Source organism: Streptomyces sp. SID8352 (assembly GCF_009862265.1).
In the GTDB taxonomy this organism is placed as follows: Bacteria; Actinomycetota; Actinomycetes; order Streptomycetales; family Streptomycetaceae; genus Streptomyces.
Genome location: NZ_WWGX01000071.1, coordinates 56,556 through 72,882 on the forward strand (window position 1 = coordinate 56,556; position 16,327 = coordinate 72,882).

General features: G+C 76.5%; 16 protein-coding genes. 1 reads left to right on the top strand and 15 read right to left on the bottom strand.

Annotation, left to right across the window (positions count from 1 at the left end):
- Positions 1 to 113: 113 nt before the first annotated feature.
- From GTY84_RS21580 to ligD, 6 genes are all read right to left on the bottom strand, one after another.
- Entirely contained in the window at positions 114 to 1,571 is a 1,458-nt protein-coding gene (locus GTY84_RS21580) for a penicillin-binding transpeptidase domain-containing protein (RefSeq protein WP_161227958.1), read from the bottom strand.
- A complete protein-coding gene (locus GTY84_RS21585) occupies positions 1,568 to 2,902 on the bottom strand; it encodes an FtsW/RodA/SpoVE family cell cycle protein (RefSeq protein WP_161228049.1) in 1,335 nt (444 codons plus the stop codon). The genes GTY84_RS21580 and GTY84_RS21585 overlap by 4 nt, the downstream gene beginning before the upstream one ends.
- 145 nt (positions 2,903 to 3,047) lie before the next feature.
- Positions 3,048 to 3,587 (bottom strand): SH3 domain-containing protein, encoded by a 540-nt coding sequence (locus GTY84_RS21590; RefSeq protein ID WP_161227959.1) that lies wholly within the window; start codon positions 3,585 to 3,587, stop codon positions 3,048 to 3,050.
- Between the two features lie 563 nt (positions 3,588 to 4,150).
- A complete protein-coding gene (locus GTY84_RS21595; protein WP_161227960.1) occupies positions 4,151 to 5,386 on the bottom strand; it encodes a HAMP domain-containing sensor histidine kinase in 1,236 nt (411 codons plus the stop codon).
- Positions 5,383 to 6,183 carry a hypothetical protein gene (locus tag GTY84_RS21600; protein ID WP_161227961.1) on the bottom strand — a complete coding sequence of 267 codons (801 nt, stop codon included), beginning with the start codon at positions 6,181 to 6,183 and terminating at the stop codon, positions 5,383 to 5,385. Before GTY84_RS21600 ends, GTY84_RS21595 begins: the two co-directional genes overlap by 4 nt.
- A gap of 430 nt (positions 6,184 to 6,613) precedes the next feature.
- Positions 6,614 to 7,480 (bottom strand): non-homologous end-joining DNA ligase, encoded by an 867-nt coding sequence (gene ligD, locus GTY84_RS21605; protein WP_161227962.1) that lies wholly within the window; start codon positions 7,478 to 7,480, stop codon positions 6,614 to 6,616.
- A 67-nt stretch (positions 7,481 to 7,547) separates the two neighbouring features.
- On the opposite strand from ligD, the gene GTY84_RS21610 reads away from it, so the two are divergent.
- On the top strand, positions 7,548 to 8,717 hold the full coding sequence (locus GTY84_RS21610) for a Ku protein (protein WP_161227963.1): 1,170 nt from the start codon (positions 7,548 to 7,550) through the stop codon (positions 8,715 to 8,717).
- A 530-nt stretch (positions 8,718 to 9,247) separates the two neighbouring features.
- Here GTY84_RS21610 and GTY84_RS21615 read toward each other — a convergent pair.
- The 9 genes from GTY84_RS21615 to GTY84_RS21655 form a co-directional block, all read right to left on the bottom strand.
- Positions 9,248 to 9,823 (bottom strand): hypothetical protein, encoded by a 576-nt coding sequence (locus tag GTY84_RS21615; protein WP_161227964.1) that lies wholly within the window; start codon positions 9,821 to 9,823, stop codon positions 9,248 to 9,250.
- 286 nt (positions 9,824 to 10,109) lie between these two features.
- Complete coding sequence (locus GTY84_RS21620) at positions 10,110 to 10,622, bottom strand: nitroreductase family deazaflavin-dependent oxidoreductase (RefSeq protein ID WP_161227965.1); 513 nt, start codon at positions 10,620 to 10,622, stop codon at positions 10,110 to 10,112.
- A 292-nt stretch (positions 10,623 to 10,914) separates the two neighbouring features.
- Positions 10,915 to 11,730: a DUF3152 domain-containing protein gene (locus GTY84_RS21625; protein WP_161227966.1), complete on the bottom strand. Its 816-nt coding sequence runs from the start codon at positions 11,728 to 11,730 to the stop codon at positions 10,915 to 10,917.
- Positions 11,731 to 12,121: 391 nt separating this feature from the next.
- Positions 12,122 to 12,457 carry a TcmI family type II polyketide cyclase gene (locus tag GTY84_RS21630; RefSeq protein WP_161227967.1) on the bottom strand — a complete coding sequence of 112 codons (336 nt, stop codon included), beginning with the start codon at positions 12,455 to 12,457 and terminating at the stop codon, positions 12,122 to 12,124.
- 30 nt (positions 12,458 to 12,487) lie between these two features.
- Complete coding sequence (locus tag GTY84_RS21635) at positions 12,488 to 12,967, bottom strand: SRPBCC family protein (protein WP_161227968.1); 480 nt, start codon at positions 12,965 to 12,967, stop codon at positions 12,488 to 12,490.
- A gap of 2 nt (positions 12,968 to 12,969) precedes the next feature.
- Positions 12,970 to 13,239 carry an acyl carrier protein gene (locus GTY84_RS21640; protein WP_161227969.1) on the bottom strand — a complete coding sequence of 90 codons (270 nt, stop codon included), beginning with the start codon at positions 13,237 to 13,239 and terminating at the stop codon, positions 12,970 to 12,972.
- Between the two features lie 80 nt (positions 13,240 to 13,319).
- On the bottom strand, positions 13,320 to 14,570 hold the full coding sequence (locus tag GTY84_RS21645) for a ketosynthase chain-length factor (protein WP_161227970.1): 1,251 nt from the start codon (positions 14,568 to 14,570) through the stop codon (positions 13,320 to 13,322).
- Complete coding sequence (locus tag GTY84_RS21650; RefSeq protein ID WP_161227971.1) at positions 14,567 to 15,835, bottom strand: beta-ketoacyl-[acyl-carrier-protein] synthase family protein; 1,269 nt, start codon at positions 15,833 to 15,835, stop codon at positions 14,567 to 14,569. Before GTY84_RS21650 ends, GTY84_RS21645 begins: the two co-directional genes overlap by 4 nt.
- Positions 15,832 to 16,299 carry a cupin domain-containing protein gene (locus tag GTY84_RS21655; protein WP_161227972.1) on the bottom strand — a complete coding sequence of 156 codons (468 nt, stop codon included), beginning with the start codon at positions 16,297 to 16,299 and terminating at the stop codon, positions 15,832 to 15,834. The genes GTY84_RS21650 and GTY84_RS21655 overlap by 4 nt, the downstream gene beginning before the upstream one ends.
- Positions 16,300 to 16,327: the final 28 nt, after the last annotated feature.

Consider the following 16,327-nt stretch of genomic DNA (forward strand, 5'->3'; position numbering starts at 1 on the left):
CCGCTCGGCGGCAGGTGGTTGAGGCGCCGGAGCCCGCCGGGCCGGAGCCCGCCGGGCCGGAGCCCGCCGGGCCGGAGCCCGCCGGGCCGGGCGCGGCGGCCGCCCGCCCCGGCTCAGCCGCCGAGCACCGCCTCCATCACCGCCCGGGCCACCGGCGCCGCCAGCCCGCCCCCGCTGATCTCCTCCCGCTCCCCGGGCGCCCCCTCCACCACCACCGCCACCGCGACCCGCGGCCGGGCCTCCCCGTCCCGCTGCGCCCAGGACACGAACCAGGCGTACGGCGTGCCCGCGTTGCCCACCCCGTGCTGCGCCGTGCCGGTCTTGCCGCCCACCAGGGCGCCCGGGATCGCCGCGTTGGCACCGGTGCCGTGCTCCACGACGCCCGCCATCAGCTCCTTCAGCCGCCGGGCCGTCGACGGCCGCATCGCCTCCCGCACCGGCCGCGACCCGGCCGCCGCCACCAGGCTGCCGCCCGCCCGCACCGTCCGCTCCACCAGGTAGGGAGCCCGCACCTGGCCGCCGTCCGCCACCGCCGCCGCCACCATCGCCATCTGCAGCGGGGTCGCCCGGGTGTTGTACTGGCCGATCGAGGACAGCCCGAGCTGCGCCCGGTCCACTTCGGTGTCGAAGGTCGATCGGGCGACGGAGAACGGAATGCGCAGCCCCTCGTCGTTGAACCCGAACGCCTCCGCCGAGGCCGCCATCCCCGCCACCCCCACGTCCACGCCCAGCTTCGCGAAGACCGTGTTGCACGACCACTCGAAGGCGTCCCGCAGCGAGGCGTTCCGGCACCCCTCGCCCTCGTTGGTCAGCCGCGTCCGCGTCCCCGGCAGGGTGTACGGGTCGGGGGTGAGGGTCGGCGCGTCCAGGTCCCGCACCACCCCGGCGTCCAGCGCCGCCGCCGCCGTGACCACCTTGAAGGTCGACCCCGGCGGATAGGTGCCCCGCACCGCCCGGTTGAGCATCGGCTTGTCCGGATCGCGGTTCAGCCGGGTCCAGGTGCCGTCGGCGTCCGCGCCGTTGCCGGACAGCAGCTGCGGATCGTACGACGGCGTGGACACCAGCGCCAGCACCCGCCCCGTCGCCGGGTCGACCGCCGCCACCGCCCCCTTGCGCGCCCCCAGCCCCTCGTACGCCGCCCGCTGCGCCGCCGGGTCGACGGTCGTCACCACGTCGCCCCCCGGGCTGCGGCCGCCGGTGACGTCGTTCCACAGCGGCAGCGGTGCCAGCACCGGATCGGCGCCCGACAGCAGCCCGTCCTCCGCGTGCTCCAGCAGCGTCGTGCCGTACGCCTGCGAGGCGAAGCCGGTCACCGGCGCGTACAGCGGACCGTCGGCGTACGTCCGCTCGAAGCGCAGGTGCTCGCCGGTGTCCCGGGAACCGGTGACCGCCCGCCCGCCGACCAGGATGTTCCCGCGCGGCTGCTGGTAACGGGCGATGTCCGGGCGGCGGTTGGCCGGGTTGCCGTCGTACTCCGGGGCGCGCACCAACTGCACCCGGACCGCGTTCGCCAGCAGCGCGGCCAGCAGCAGCGCGCAGAAGAGGGCGGCGTGCCGGATGTTGCGGGTCATGGCCGCGCCCCGCGCCGGGCCGCGTCGCTGATCCGGATGAGCAGCGCCACCATCGCCCAGTTGGTCACCACCGACGAGCCGCCCTGCGCCAGGAACGGCATCGCCATCCCGGTCAGCGGGATCAGCCCCGTCACCCCGCCCGCGATGACGAACACCTGGAGCGCCACGATGGAGGCGAGGCCGACCGCCAGCAGCCGGCCGAAGGGGTCGCGGGCGCCCAGGCCCGCCCGCAGCCCCCGCTCCACCAGCAGCCCGTAGAGCAGGAACAGCGCGGCCAGCCCGAGGAAGCCCAGCTCCTCGCCCGCGGTGGCGAGGATGAAGTCGGACTTCACCGCGAAGCCGATGAGGGCCGAGTGGCCGAGCCCCAGCCCCGTCCCCGTCCAGCCGCCCGCCGCGAACGCGAACAGCGACTGCGCGAGCTGGTTGGGGCCCCGGCCCGCCTCGATGGAGGCGAAGGGGTGCAGCCAGTCCTCCACCCGCGCGTGCACGTGCGGCTCCAGCCACCCCACGGCGAGCGCGCCCAGCGAGGCCAGCAGCAGGCCGACGGCGATCCAGCCGCTGCGGCCGGTCGCCACGTACAGCAGGACCACGAACAGGCCGAAGAACAGCAGCGAGGTCCCGAGGTCCCGCTCCAGCACCAGCACCAGCACGCTGACCAGCCACACGGCGAGGATGGGGCCGAGCACCCGCCCGGTGGGCAGCCGCATCCCCCACACCCGGCGCCCCGCGTACGCCAGCGCGCCCCGGTTGGCGGCCAGATAGGCGGCGAAGAACACCGCGAGGAGGACCTTGGCGAACTCCCCGGGCTGGATCGACAGGTCCCCGACCCGCAGCCAGATCCGGGCCCCGTTGACCGCCGGGAACAGGATCGGCAGGGTCAGCAGCACCAGCGCGGCGGCGACCGACAGATAGGCGTAGCGCTGGAGCACGCGGTGGTCGCGCAGCAGCAGCACGACCAGGGTGAACAGCCCGATGCCCAGCGTCGACCAGACGAGCTGCGCGGGGGCCGCCCGGTCGCCCGGCGTCTCCAGGTCCAGCCGGTAGATGAGGACCAGGCCCAGGCCGTTGAGCAGGACCCCGATGGGCAGCAGCAGCGGGTCGGCGTACCGGGCGCGCAGCCGGACGGCGAGGTGCGCGAGGACCGCGAGCACGCCGAGCCCGGCGCCGTAGCCGGCGGCGCCGGGCGGGAGGGTGCCGTGCCGGGCGAGGCCCACGGCGCAGTAGCCGCAGACCGAGAGCAGGACGGCCAGCAGGATGAGGGCGAGCTCGACGCCGCGGCGCCGGGGGAGCCCGGCGGTGGGTTCGGGGGCGTCCGCCTCGGCCACGGCCATTCCGATGCCCGGCCCGGCGCCGGTGCCGCGGCCGTCCTCCGCGCCGTGCCCGCCGTCTCCGGGGCCCTGTCCGCCGTCTCCCGTGCCGTGCCCGGTCCCGGTGCCGGGTCCCGCTCCGGCCGTCGTCATCCGCGGTCCTCCGGCGTCAGCACCAGCGCGGTGCGGGGCCGATGTTGTCGATGTACCGGGCGGCGCCCCAGGCCCAGGTGCCGTCCGTGAGGAGGTACCAGAGCGGATTGCCCCGCACGGTGTCACCGGGGGTCTTGCAGTGGATGGACACGATCTCGCCCCGGTGGGCGTAGCGGATCACGTCCCCGCCGCGGGTGGGCGAGGTGCGCAGGGCCAGCCGGTCGGCGGTGACGACACCCCGGTAGGCGCCGCTCTGCTCCGGCCGCCCGGTGCCGTTGCCCCCGGTGCCGCCGCTCCCGGCGACGTTGCCCTGGTGGCCCACGCCTCCGCCCCCGTTGCCCCCGCTCCCGTTGCCTCCGCCTCCGTCGCCCCCGGCGCCGGAGCCGCCGCCGGGCCGTTCGCCGTGCGCGTTCTGCCCGGCGGCCGCCGAGGGCCCCGGGTCCGGGCCGTCGGCCGCACCCGCGGGGGCGGCGGCCACGGAGGCGAGGAGCGCTCCGGTGGCCGCCGCTATGGCGAACCGGCGGACGAGGACGGGGCGCGGCTGCGGTGTCGGCATGGGAACCTCCCGGGAGGACGAGTGCGACGGAACGGTGTCGAAGGTGGGCAAACGCCACCTTAGAAGCGCCCCCGGCGCCCCGCCCGTCTCACTGCGCCATCGGGGCCCCGAGCGGGTGTACGGCGGCGGGTGCGCGGTGGGGCGGGGACGTGCGGCGGGGCACGGCGGGCACGGCGCGGGGTTCCCGTCCGCCGGGCCCCGGGACGGGCAGCGGGATGGCGAACGACCTTTCGCCGGGAGGGGGTTGTCATGAGGAGTCGGCGGCCCCGGGGCCTGTCGGGGGCGTCACCGGTGGCTCGCGGTCGGCACCCCGGCGGGGTGTGGCGGGCGGGTGGCGGGCGTCCGGCGCGGGGTGCGGGGGCGGGCGGCCGGCTCTGGGCGGGACGGGTCGGGGGCGGACGGTCGGCTCGGGGTGCGACGGGGCGGGGGCGGACGGTCCGCTCGGGTGCGGTCGGGGTGCGGTCGGCCGGGTGGGTCGGACGCGGTCGGGGTCGGAGTTCCGGGGGCAGAGGACAGGGGGGCAGGGGCCGGGGGCGGAAGTCGGGCGTCCCTTGGGGGCGCTGTCAGGGGAGGGTCAGGACCGCCCGGGCGCCGCCGTCGGGCGGGTTGGTGAACTCCAGGCGCGCGCCGAGCACGTCCGCCTGCCCCAGGGCGATGGTCAGCCCCAGCCCGTGGCCCTTCGAGCCGCCCTCCGTGCGGAACCGCTGCGGTCCGTGCGCGAGCAGGTACTCCGGATAGCCGTCCCCGTGGTCCCGCACGGAGACCTCCCGGCCGTCGACGGTCAGCACCACCGGCCCCCGCCCGTGCCGGTGCGCGTTGGCCACCAGATTGCCGAGCACCCGCTCCAGCCGCCGCCGGTCCGTCTCCACCCGGACCTCCCGCAGGACATCCACCCGGGTGCCGGTGCCCGAGGCGCCCACCACCCGCCGGGCCAGCTCGCCCAGGTCCTCGGTGTCCGTCTCCAGCAGCTCCCGGCCCGCGTCCAGCCGGGAGATCTCCAGCAGGTCCTCGGTCAGCGTGCGCAGCGCCGCCACCCGGTCCCGCACCAGCTCCGTCGGACGGCCCGGCGGCAGCAGTTCGGCCGCGGCGTGCAGCCCGGTCAGCGGGGTGCGCAGCTCGTGCGCCACGTCCGCGGTGAACCGCTGCTCCGCCAGCAGCTTGCCCTGGAGCGAGGCGGCCATGGAGTCCAGCGCGGCGGCGACCGCGGCCACCTCGTCCTGCCGGGACACCGGGTCCTTGGTCCGGGGGTCGTCGACCCGCGCGTCGAGGTCGCCCGCGCTGATCCGCCGGGCGACCCGTGCCGTCGTGTGCAGCCGGCGGGTCACCCGGGCCACCGCGAACGCCCCCACCAGCAGCGTCGCCCCGATCGCCAGCGCCGACGACCACACGATCGCCCGGTCCAGGTCCTCGATGGTGCGCCTGCCCTGGGAGTGGTCGACCCCGACCGCGAGCACCCGGCCCCCCTCGGCCGGACCCGCCGCCCACATCGTGGGCCGCCCGCCCTCCTCGGTGGCCATCGTGCCGCGCCGCCCGGAGGCGGCCAGCGCCCGCAGCGGCTCCGGCAGCCCCGGCGGATCGATGGCGGCGCCCGGCCGCAGCGGGTCCCCCGCCTCGTACGCCGCCGTCGCGTCCCGCAGCCGGACCAGCGCCGTCTCCCGGGCCCGGCCCTCGGTCTGGTCGGCCACCGAGACATGGACCAGCACACCGAGCAGCGCGGCCAGCGCGCAGCACATCACGGTGATGAACACGGCGGCGCGCACCGCCAGCGGACCGGCCCAGCGGGGGCGGGCGAGCCTCACCGGACGCCCGCCGGAGGCGCGGGAGGCGACGGCGCGGGGGAGGACGGCGGTGGTGAGGGCGCCGGGGGTGAGGACGGGGAGGCGGAGGGCGGGCCCGACGGCCGTAGGCCGTCACCGGTGCGCAGCATCTCGTCCCGGGTGAGCAGCATCGCCCTCTGGTCCGGGTCCCAGGTCCACTGGAGCCGGTACTCGTAGCCCGCGACCTCCGACGGCGCGCGGACGATCACCGACCGCCCGGCCAGCTCGACGGCGCTCACGGCGTCCTCGTAGGCCATGATCCGGACGAGCCGGTCCCCCTCCACGGTGAAGACGCGCACGGCGGTCAGCTTCTCCGGCAGCAGCCGGAACCCCAGCGTCAGCTCGGGCCGCCCGTCTCCGGTGAGGTCCCGGTAGTACGGCCGCAGCACCGGGCACCCGGTGCCCCGCCCGGCCGCCGAGCAGTCCGCCAGGCGGCGGGTCGTCTCCCGGTACGGTGCCCGGTCGCCGTCGTACTGCTCGGGATGCGCGGCGATCTCGGCCCGTACGGCGGCCAACGGGTCGACGTCCCGGATGTCCCCGCCGGGCACGCCGACGCCCTCGACGTCCTGGTGCTCCACCTCGCCGATGTCGTAGGCGGGGCTCGACGCGGGCGGCAGCTCCGGCCAGGGCCGGGCCGGGCTCACGGCCGTCGGGGTCGCCCCGGCGCCCCGCAGCCCGCCGGTGTCCCCGCAGCCGGACAGCGCCACGGCGGCCCCCAGAGCCGCCACCGCGGCGGCGGACGCGCGGGCGGCGCGGCGCCGTGGGTGACTGGTGGGCACAGCACTCCTGTGGGGGGAGGGCGGACGGGGCGGCCTGGCCCCGCACGCCCTGTTCGGCTTCGTACGCCTGTCCATCTTGCCTGGCGCAACCCGCGAACGACCACCGAGACCCCCGGAGCCCCGGCCCACCCCGGGCGCACCCGCGGGGACCGCGCCCTCCAGGGGCCGGTGAACCGTGGCCGCGAAGCCCGGCCCGCGCGCACTCGCGAAGCCTGCCCCGCGCGTACCCGTGGGGACCGCCCGGCTCCGGGCGCGTCCCGGGTTCCCTCCGCGGGTGCCGACCCCGGTCCTCCAGGCACCGGGGGGCCTCCCCGGCTCTCCGCCCCGTCCGGCCCTGGCGCGCGCCTCTGGTTCCCGCCGTGTCCCGGCGCCGTGCGCACCGTGCGTTCCCGGCCGCGCGGATGCCGCGGTCCCGGCTCCCCGGCCGGGCTCAGGGTGGCGGGGCCAGGAGGGGGGCGAGCAGGTCGCCGTGGGAGGCGAGGCGCGCGAGGACGTCCCCGGGGAGGAAGCGCAGCCGGTCCGGGTCGTCGCAGTCCGCCACCTCGTCCCAGGTCACCGGCGTCGACACGGCGGGAGTGGCGCGGGCCCGCACGGTGTAGGGGGCGGCGGTGGTCTTGCGGGCCGCGTTCTGGCTCCAGTCGACGAACACCTTCCCCGGCCGCAGGCTCCGCGTCATCCGGTGCACCACCAGTCCCGGCAGCGCCGCCTCCGCCTCCACGGCCAGCCCCTTCGCGTAAGCCGACACCCGCTCGGGCGACGCCCCCCGCACCCCCGCCAGCAGGTGCAGCCCCTTCGCCCCGGACGTCTTCGCGTACGCCTCCAGACCGTCCGCCGCCAGCCGCTCCCGCAGCCACAGCGCCACCTCGCAGCACTGCGCGACGGTCGCGGGCGGACCGGGGTCCAGGTCGAGCACCAGGCGGTCCGCCTCACCGGGCACGGCGGCGGTCCACTGGTGGGTGTGGAACTCGGCCACCAGGTTCGCCGCCCACATCAGGCTCGGCAGGTCCTGCACCAGCACCATCCGCGCGGGCCCCTCCGACCGGGCCACCTCCGCGGTGGTGACCCAGCCGGGCGTACCCGGCGGCACGTTCTTGGTGAAGAACACCTGCCCGTCCGGCCCGTCCGGATAGCGCAGGAAGGAGAGCGGGCGGTCCCGCAGGTGCGGCAGCAGCGCCCCGGCCGCCGTCGCGTAGTAGTGCAGCAGTTCGCCCTTGGTGAGGCCGGTCGCCGGATACAGCACCTTCTCCAGGTTGCTGAGGGCCACCCGCCGCCCCTCCACCACGGTGATAGGCGCCATACCATGAGAATCTCACGCAATACGGATGAACCGCCCGGCGGTGGGCGCGACCGGAAAGGTGCTGCACATGAGATCCATCTGGAACGGCGCCATATCCTTCGGCCTGGTCAGCATCCCCATCAAGCTGGTGAACGCGACCGAGAGCCACACCATCTCCTTCCGCCAGATCCACACCGAGGACGGCGGCCGGATCCGCTACCGCAAGGTCTGCGAGCTGGACGACCAGGAGGTCGCCTCCGGCGAGATCGGCAAGGCCTACGAGGACGCGGACGGCTCGATGATCCCGATCACCGACGAGGACCTCTCCCGGCTGCCGATCCCCACGGCGCGCACCATCGAGATCGTGGCCTTCGTGCCCGGGGACCGGATCGACCCGCTCCAGATGGGCTCCGCCTACTACCTCGCCGCCGCCGGGGCGCCCGCCGCCAAGCCGTACACCCTGCTGCGCGAGGCGCTCAAACGCAGCGACCGGGTCGCCATCGCCAAGTTCGCGCTCCGCGGCCGGGAGCGTCTCGGCATGCTCCGGGTGGTGGGGGACGCCATCGCCATGCACGGGCTGCTCTGGCCGGACGAGGTGCGCGCCCCCGAGGGCGTGGCCCCGGACGCCGACGTCACCGTCCGGGACAAGGAGCTGGATCTCGCGGACGCCCTGATGGACACCCTCGGCGAGATCGACCTGGACGATCTGCACGACGAGTACCGCGAGGCCCTGGAGGAGGTCATCGCCGCGAAGTCGGCCGGCGAGGCGCCGCCGGAGAGCCCGGAACCGGCGGGCCACGGCAAGGTGCTGGACCTGATGGCCGCGCTGGAGAGCAGCGTGCGGGCGGCCCGGGAGTCGCGGGGCGAGGGAGAGGGCGAGGGCGGGGGAGACGGGGCGGAGGGCGGCGGCGCGAGCGGGAAGGGCGCCGGGGGCGATGCCGCCGGGCGCGAGGACGCCGAGGTCAGGGCGTTGCCGCGGCGCGAGGCGTCCTCCCGGGCCACCCCCAAGCGGACCGGCGGCAAGAAGACGGCGTCGGCGGCGAAGGGGACGGCCGCCGGGAAGTCGTCGGCGTCGTCGGCGAAGAAGTCGACCGCGCGGTCCTCCGGATCGCGCTCCGGCTCGGCCTCCGGCTCGGGGTCGGGGAAGAGGACCGCCGCCAAGGGTTCCGGCGGGAGGGCGACGGCGGGCGGCGGCTCGGGGAAGGGCACGGCGGGGACGACGGCGAAGAAGACGTCGTCCCGCAAGCGCACGGCCTGATCCCGGCCGCGTGGCCCCGGCGGGACCGGGGCCGGGTCCTGCCGGGACGCCACCGCCGGGTGCCGGGGGAGTACGTACGGCGGCCGGGCCCGCCCGCCTGCCCGACCGGACCGGCACCTGGGTCTGCCCGACCGATGGCCATCGGGGTCTGTCCGGCCGGGGCGGTGCCGTGCCTGCTCATCCGAACGCCGTCCGGGCCCGCCCACGGGTCGGTGTCCGGGATTGCCCGACGGGACGGACCGGTACCCGGGCCTGCCTGGCTGGACCCGCGTTCGGGCCCGCCCGATCAGACCGACACCTGGGTCTGCCCGACCGATGGCCATCGGGGTCTGTCCGGCCGGGTCGGTGCCGTGCCTGCTCATCCGAACGCCGTCCGGGCCCGCCCACGGGTCGGTGTCCGGGATTGCCCGACGGGACGGACCGGTACCCGAACCCGCCCGGCCGGACCCGCGTCCGGACCGCCCGACCCGGACCGACATCCGGGCCCGCCCGACCCGGCGCCGGTCCGCCATCGCTCCCCGTGGGCGGCGTCAGCCTCCCGGTGTCCCGGAGGGTGCGTACAGCGCGGGGCCCGCGGACGCCGGCGCATCCGGAGCCCCCGTGGCCACGGGCACCGCCGGGGCCACCGACGCCGCCGGGGCGACCGGTACCGCCGAAGCCGCCGGGGCCGCCGGTGCCGTCGACGCCGGCGGTGACGCCTCCGGGGGCAGCCCGAACGGGGTCTCCTCCAGCGGGCGGCCGATGGTGTCGGCGGGGCCCTCCACGGGGGCGACCGGGCCCCCGGCCCATTGCGACCAGGCGGTCAGGGCCAGGGCGACCGCCGCCGCCGTGCCCGCCACCCGGCCCGCGCGGCGCAGCCGTCCGCCCCGGTCCAGCTCGCCCCAGGCGGGGCGGGAGCGCGGCTCCTCCGGCTGCCACGGCTCGCCCACCGTGTCGGCGTACGGCGCGCGGGACGGCGGGGGCGGGACCGGCGGGGGCGGCGGCGCGGTCGTCCGCCCCCGGCCCCGCTCCGCGGCGGCGGGCTCCCTGGGCGCCGAGGCGAGGATCGCGCGCTCGGTGTCCGCCAGGAACTTCCGCCAGACGTCCTCGCCCACCGGCTCGTCCACCGGGGGGACCGGGGGGACCGGGGGTGGCGCGGGCACGGGGGCCGCCGGGGGCGGGGACGGCCACGAAGCCACCCCGTCCGGTCCCGGAGGAACCCCGGCGGCACCGTCGGGTCCGCCCGACGCATGGGGTCCGCCCGGTCCGCCCCGTCCGTCGAATCCACCGGGTCCGTCCGGCTCAGCCGAACCGTTCGGCCCGTCCGGGCCGGACGCGCTCATCGTGCCCCTCCGGCCGTCACGGAGTCCGCGCGGTGCGCGGGGCGCGGGGGATCGTGGCGGTGCCCGTCCGTCATCCGCGGCCCCCGTCCGCCGCGTCCAGCCGGACGAACGGGATGACCCGCCCCGCCGCGCGGAACGACTCCTCGCCGCCGTCCACCGCCAGTCCCATCAGCGCGCACATCCGCCGGGCGGTACCCGGATGGCGTCGGGCGTAGTCCGCCATGATCCCGGCGCCCGCGTCCGGCGTCAGGAACCGCGCGGTGATGGCGTGATGGCGGTTGCCGAACTGGATGACGGTCTTGGGCTGCCGCAGCAGGTTGCGGTACCAGTCCGCCGTCGGGCCGAACCCGGAGGCGACGGTCCAGCTCCGGCCGTCCGGCTCGTGGCGCTCGTACTCCACCACCTCCAGCACCGACCGCCGGTCCAGGCCGCTGACCCGGCCGGTGTGGTGCAGCAGGAGCAGTCGCCCCCGGAAGAGGGGGGCCAGGCCCGCGCGGAAGAGGAGGTCCGGCAGCCGGGCGGCGAGCCGCCGCCACCGGGTGGGCGACTGGGGCCGGCCGGGTGCGGTGCGGGTGCGCGCCATGATCGCCCTCCCGGTGCGAGCGGTACGGAACGGAACGGTACGGATCGCCAGGGAACAGATCCTTCGCCGCCCACCCTTCCACAGTCACCCGGTCACCGTGCAGTCGCCGCCGTTCACGGTCCGCTCACGGTCGGGTCACGGCCGCCCCGGGCCGCCGTCGCGGAGGAGCGGGAGCGGGGGAATGGGGGAGCGGGGCAGCGGGGGAGGGCGACGACGGGGAAGCGCGGGTGCCTCCGGGGAGAGAGCGGGGATCGGGGGGCGCCGTCCCGCCGTGCCCGGCTGGCCGGGAGCCTCAGGGGACCGGGGGGCCGCCGAGATAGGTCCCGGCGCGGTCGTGGGGCCAGGCGTTGGCGACGCACCCCTTGAGCCCCTTGATCTGCTGCATCATCACCGGCGCCGGACGGCCGGGCCCGGGGCAGGTCTCGTGGCCCCGGCCGATGCGGTGGCCCACCTCGTGGTTGACGATCAGCGCCCGGTACTCCCCGATCGGCCCGTCGAACTCCGGCGAACCCAGCTTCCAGCGCTTGAGGTTGACCACCACGTCGCTGCCGACGCTGCAGTTCACCTCGCCGCGCGTGTCCAGCCCCGCCCGGCCGCAGATCGCGTCGACGGTGCCGGGGGTGGCGATCCGCACCACGAAGTCGTACGGCTCCGAGCCGGCCAGCCGGAAGGACTCGGTGCCGTCACGGGTCCAGCCGCGCGGGTCGGCCAGCACGTCGGCGATCTCGGCGGCGGCCTTCTCCGGGTTGACGTCGATGCCGTTCTCCACGACCACCATGTACCGCCGGACCCGGCCGCCGTGCCCCACGACCCGGCCGTCCGCCTTCGCCGTGACGAAGGTGCCGGGGCCGGTCGCCGGGATCGCGGCCGGTGACGGCGGGGGCGCGGCGGGGGAGGCCGGGGCGGGCGCGGAGCCGGGCGGAACGGCGGCCGGGGAGGGCCCGCCGGGGGACGCGGTGCCTCCGGCCGCCGGGGTCCCGGACCGGTCCGGCGGGTCCGCCGCCCCCGGTGTCCGGGTCCCGTTCCAGTACAGCAGCGCGGCACCCGCCAGCACGACGGCTCCGGCGGTCCGCGCGGTCACGGGCGGGCGGCCTCGGTGTGGGCTCATGGCGGGTGCCTCCTCCTCACGGCGCGTCACCTCCGGCGCCGTTCCCTCCGCCAAGATCAAACCGGATGGATGTGCGAAAGGGGTACGGATGGTCATGTAACCCTTCTCACAGGGGGGTTGACACGAGGTGGGGCAACCTCCGGGGACCGGCGGCCCTCCCCGGTCGCGCCTGCCCCGCGTGCCGGCGTCCGTGTCCCCGCGCGTCCGCGCCCCGTGCCCCGCGCTCGCGCTCCGCGTCCGCGGTCCCGGCCCTTTCCCCTCCCCGGCGCCGCGCCCCACTCGCGCCGGCCCCCTTCCCCCGCGTCCCCGTCCACGCGCCCGTCCACGCCCCGTCCACGCGCCGGGGCCGCCCCGCGACGGCGGGACGGCCCCGGAGGGGGGAGCGCGGGCGTCAGCCGGGGGCGGACCGCTCCCAGCGGTAGAAGCAGCGGGCCATCGCGTCCCGGGGACCCCGCCAGGTCTCCGGGTCGTACGCCGAGACGTACGGCTCCAGCCGCTCGCTGACCTGCCGGAACTCCGGATGTCCGGTCAGTCTGCCGATGGCCGGCGCCGGGTCCTCCTCGCTCTCGATGAGGTGCAGGTACACACCGTCACCGAACTCGAAGAGACTGCGCCGGCTGACCCCCACCAGATGGGGCAGCTCGCCCCGGTCGGACTCGGCGAACACCTTCGCGATGTCCGGTGCCGCGCCCGGGGTCATCCGGGCGACGATCAGGGTGTGGTGCATGCGGATGCCTTCCCGGTCGGCGGGGCCGTGTCAGTCCGCGACCGCGGCGGCGGTCCGCCGCTCGCCCGCCGCCTGCTCGATCCGGTCCCGGATCAGGGCCATCTGCGTACGGGAGTTGCGGTTGATGTTGTCCGTCATCCCCGCGTCGTCCACCGGGGCCTCCGGCTTCATCGCGAAGTCCTGGATCCAGCGCATCCGGGTCCCCTGCGGGGTCTCGGCGTACTCCCAGACGATGTCCATGTACTGGAACGGGCCCGTCTCCACCCGCCGGGCGCGGACGGTGCGGGCCACCGGGTCCACGACCCGCTCCGAGACCCAGCTCCACACCCGGTCCTGCTCGTCCGGGTGCATGGTGAGCCGGAACACCACGCGGTCCCCGTCCCGCTCGATGACCTCCACCGAGGCGTACTCGCTGAACAGCCGCGGCCAGTTGTCGACGTCGTTGGTCATCGTCCACACCAGCTCCAGCGGCGCGGCGATGGTGATCTCGTTCTCGGTGTGCCCTGCCATGCTCACACTCCTGTCCTGAGGGCGCCGTTGACCAGCGCGAGGAAGTCCGCGGGCGTCTTGCACCGCTCGGCCTGCTCGGGCAGGCCGAGGCCGTAGCGCTTCTCCAGCTCGGCCACGATGCCCAGCAGCCCGAGGGAGTCCAGGCCGAAGGCCTCGAAGCCGTCGCCGGCCTGCTGCTGGAGGGTGACCGGGTCGACCTGGACGCCCGCCGTGCGCCTCATCAGCGCCGACAGCTCCTCGACGGTCACCTGGTGGTCCACTTGGTCGGTCATGGGTGGTGCTCCTTCACTGGTTCGCTGGATACGGCGCGCGCCCGCGGCGGCGCCGGTCTGATCGGCCGGACCGGCCGCGGTCAGGCCCCCGGGGTGCCGCCCCGGCGCAGGACGAGCGCCGAGTTGCCGCCCATCAGGCCCCGGCCGAGGACCAGCGCGGTGCGCGGCCGGGCGGCCCGGGCCCGGCCGGTCACCAGGTCGAGGTCGTGGTGGACCTCGTGGACGTTCGGGGTGGGCGGGATCAGCCCGTGCTCCATCGAGAGCACCGCCGCCGCGACGTCCAGCACCGGCGCCGCGCAGTACGCCCGGCCGGTCCCGGTCTTCGGCGCCGTCACCGGCACCCGGCGGGCGTGCGGGCCCAGCGCGTCGGCGAGGGCGAGGGCCTCGGCCCGGTCGGCCTCCGGCACCCCGAGGGCGTCGGCGAAGACCACGTCGACCTCCTCGGGCCGGCACTCCGCCTCCGCCAGCGCCCCCCGTACCGCGCGGGCCAGCCCCTCCCGGGACTCCGCCCACCGGGACGCGCCGGTGAACGTCGCCGCGTGCCCCGCCACCGTCGCCCGGACGTCGGCGCCCCGCCGCCGGGCCGCCCGCTCCTCCTCCACCAGCAGCACCGCACCGCCCTCGGCGGGGGCGAAACCGCACGCCGCGTCCGTGAACGGGCGGTAGGCGCGGTCGGGTTCGGACTCCCGGCTCAGCTCCGGGTAGCCGAGCTGGCAGACGATGGAGTACGGGGCGAGCGGCGCCTCCGTCGCCCCGCACACCACGGTGTCGGTGCCCCCGCGCACGGTCAGCGCCGCGTGCGCCAGCGCGTCCAGCCCGCCGGCCTCGTCGGCCGCGACCACCCCGCAGGGGCCCTTGAAGTCGTTGCGGATGGAGATCTGGCCCGTGCTGGCCGCGTAGAACCAGGCGATCGACTGGTACGGGCCCACGTACCGCGAGCCCTGGCCCCACAGGTTCTGCAGCTCCCGCTGGCCGAACTCGCCGCCGCCGGAACCGGCCGCCGTCACCACCCCCACCGAGAACGGCGAGGCCACGTCCGCCCGTCCGAACCGGGCGTCGTCCAGGGCCAGTTCGGTCGCGGTGAGTGCGAAGTGCGTGAACCGGTCGGTCTGGACGAGGTAGCGCTCCTCGACCGTCCCGGCCGGCTCGAAGCCGCGCACCTCGCCCGCCACCCGCAGCGGCAGGTCCCCGCAGCCCTCCCGGGTCACCGGCCCGAGGCTGCTGGTGCCGTCCGACGTCGCCTTCCAGAACGCCTCCACGCCGATGCCGTGCGGGGACACCACACCGAGGCCGGTGATGACGGCGTTCCGCCGCCGCTGCCGTCCGCTCATCGCAGCCCTCCTTCGCCGCCGAGGACGACCGCCGACTGGAAGCCGCCGAAACCGCTGCCCACCGACAGCACCTGCCGCAGCGTCCGCTCCCGCGCCTCGCGCGGCACGTAGTCGAGGTCGCACTCGGGGTCGGGGGTGGTGTAGTTCGCCGTCGGCGGCACCACCTGGTGGTGCAGCGCCAGGACGCAGGCGGCCAGCTCGATGGAGCCGATGGCCCCCAGCGAGTGGCCCACCATCGACTTGATGGAACTCATCGGGGTCGCGTACGCGTGCTCGCCCAGGGACCGCTTGACGGCCGCGGTCTCGTGCCGGTCGTTCTGCAGCGTGCCCGAGCCGTGCGCGTTGACGTAGTCGACGGCGGTGCCGTCCAGCCCGGCCATGTCCAGGGCGGAGTCGATGGCCCGCGACATCTCCAGGCCCTCCTTGGTGAGCCCGGTCATGTGGTAGGCGTTGCCGAAGGTGGCGTAGCCGGTGATCTCGCAGTACACGTCGGCGCCTCGGGCCCGCGCGTGCGCCAGGTCCTCCAGGACCAGCACCGCCGCGCCCTCGCCCATCACGAAGCCGTTGCGGTCGGCGTCGAACGGCCGGGAGGCGTGCTCCGGGTCGTCGTTGTTCGGCGAGGTGGCCTTGATGGCGTCGAAGCACGCCATGGTGATCGGGGCGATCGGCGAGTCCGAGGCGCCCGCCAGGCAGACGTCGGCACGCCCCTCCACGATCGTGTGGTAGGCGTACCCCACCGCGTCCAGCCCGGAGGTGCACCCGGTGGACACCGTCCGCACCGGTCCCCGCACCCCGGCCCGCTCGGCCACCGCCGAGGACAGCGTGGCCGGGGTGAAGGCCCGCTCCAGATGCGGCTCGGCCCGCCCGGCGTCGACGTCCCAGCGCGAGCCCCGCTCGCTGACCAGCACGTAGTCGTGCTCCAGCCGGGTGGTGCCGCCGACCGCGGTGCCCAGCACCGCACCGGCCCGCCAGGGGTCCTCCCGCGCCATGTCGAGCCCCGCGTCGCGGATCGCCTCGTCGGCGGCGACCAGCCCGAACTGCACATAGCGGTCGCTGCGCTGGACGGTCGCGAGGTCCAGGCCGTGCTGCGCGGGGTCGAAGTCGCACTCGGCGGCGATCCGCGACCGCAGCCCCTCCGGGTCGAAGAGGGTGATGCCGCGCGTCGCCGTCCGTCCGGCCGCCAGCATGTCCCAGAACGCCCGCGCGCCGATGCCGCCGGGCGCGACCACGCCTATGCCGGTGACGGCCACCCGACGCCGGGTCATGACAACGCCTCGGCGGCGGTGGGCCGCCCGTGCCCGGCGCACCCCGCGTGGTCCGCGCCGGGCAGGGGGTTGCCGGCCGCGTCCTCCGTGTCGACGTGGCCCAGTTCCGGGCGGGGCGCGAGCGGCCCCAGGTGGAACACGATCCGGGCCTCCGTGTCACCGGTGTTGCGGAAGCGGTGGCGCACGTCCTGCGGGATGAGCACGCCCTGCCCGGTCGCGAGCGGGTGCGGCACACCGTCCAGGTCGACCTCCAGGGCGCCGTCGGTGACGTACACGAACTCCTCGGAGTACGGGTGGTAGTGCTCGGCGATCCGCTCGCCGGGCGGCACCGTGGCCACGCCCATGAAGCCGCTGGTCGACCCGGCGGTCGTGGGGGTGAGGAGGGCGCGGAGGTCACCGCCGCGACGGCGGTTGGGGGCGATGTCGGCGAGGGAGACGATGCGTGCCTGCTGCTGGTCTGACATGTCGGTCACTCCGGGGTGGGCGGAAGGC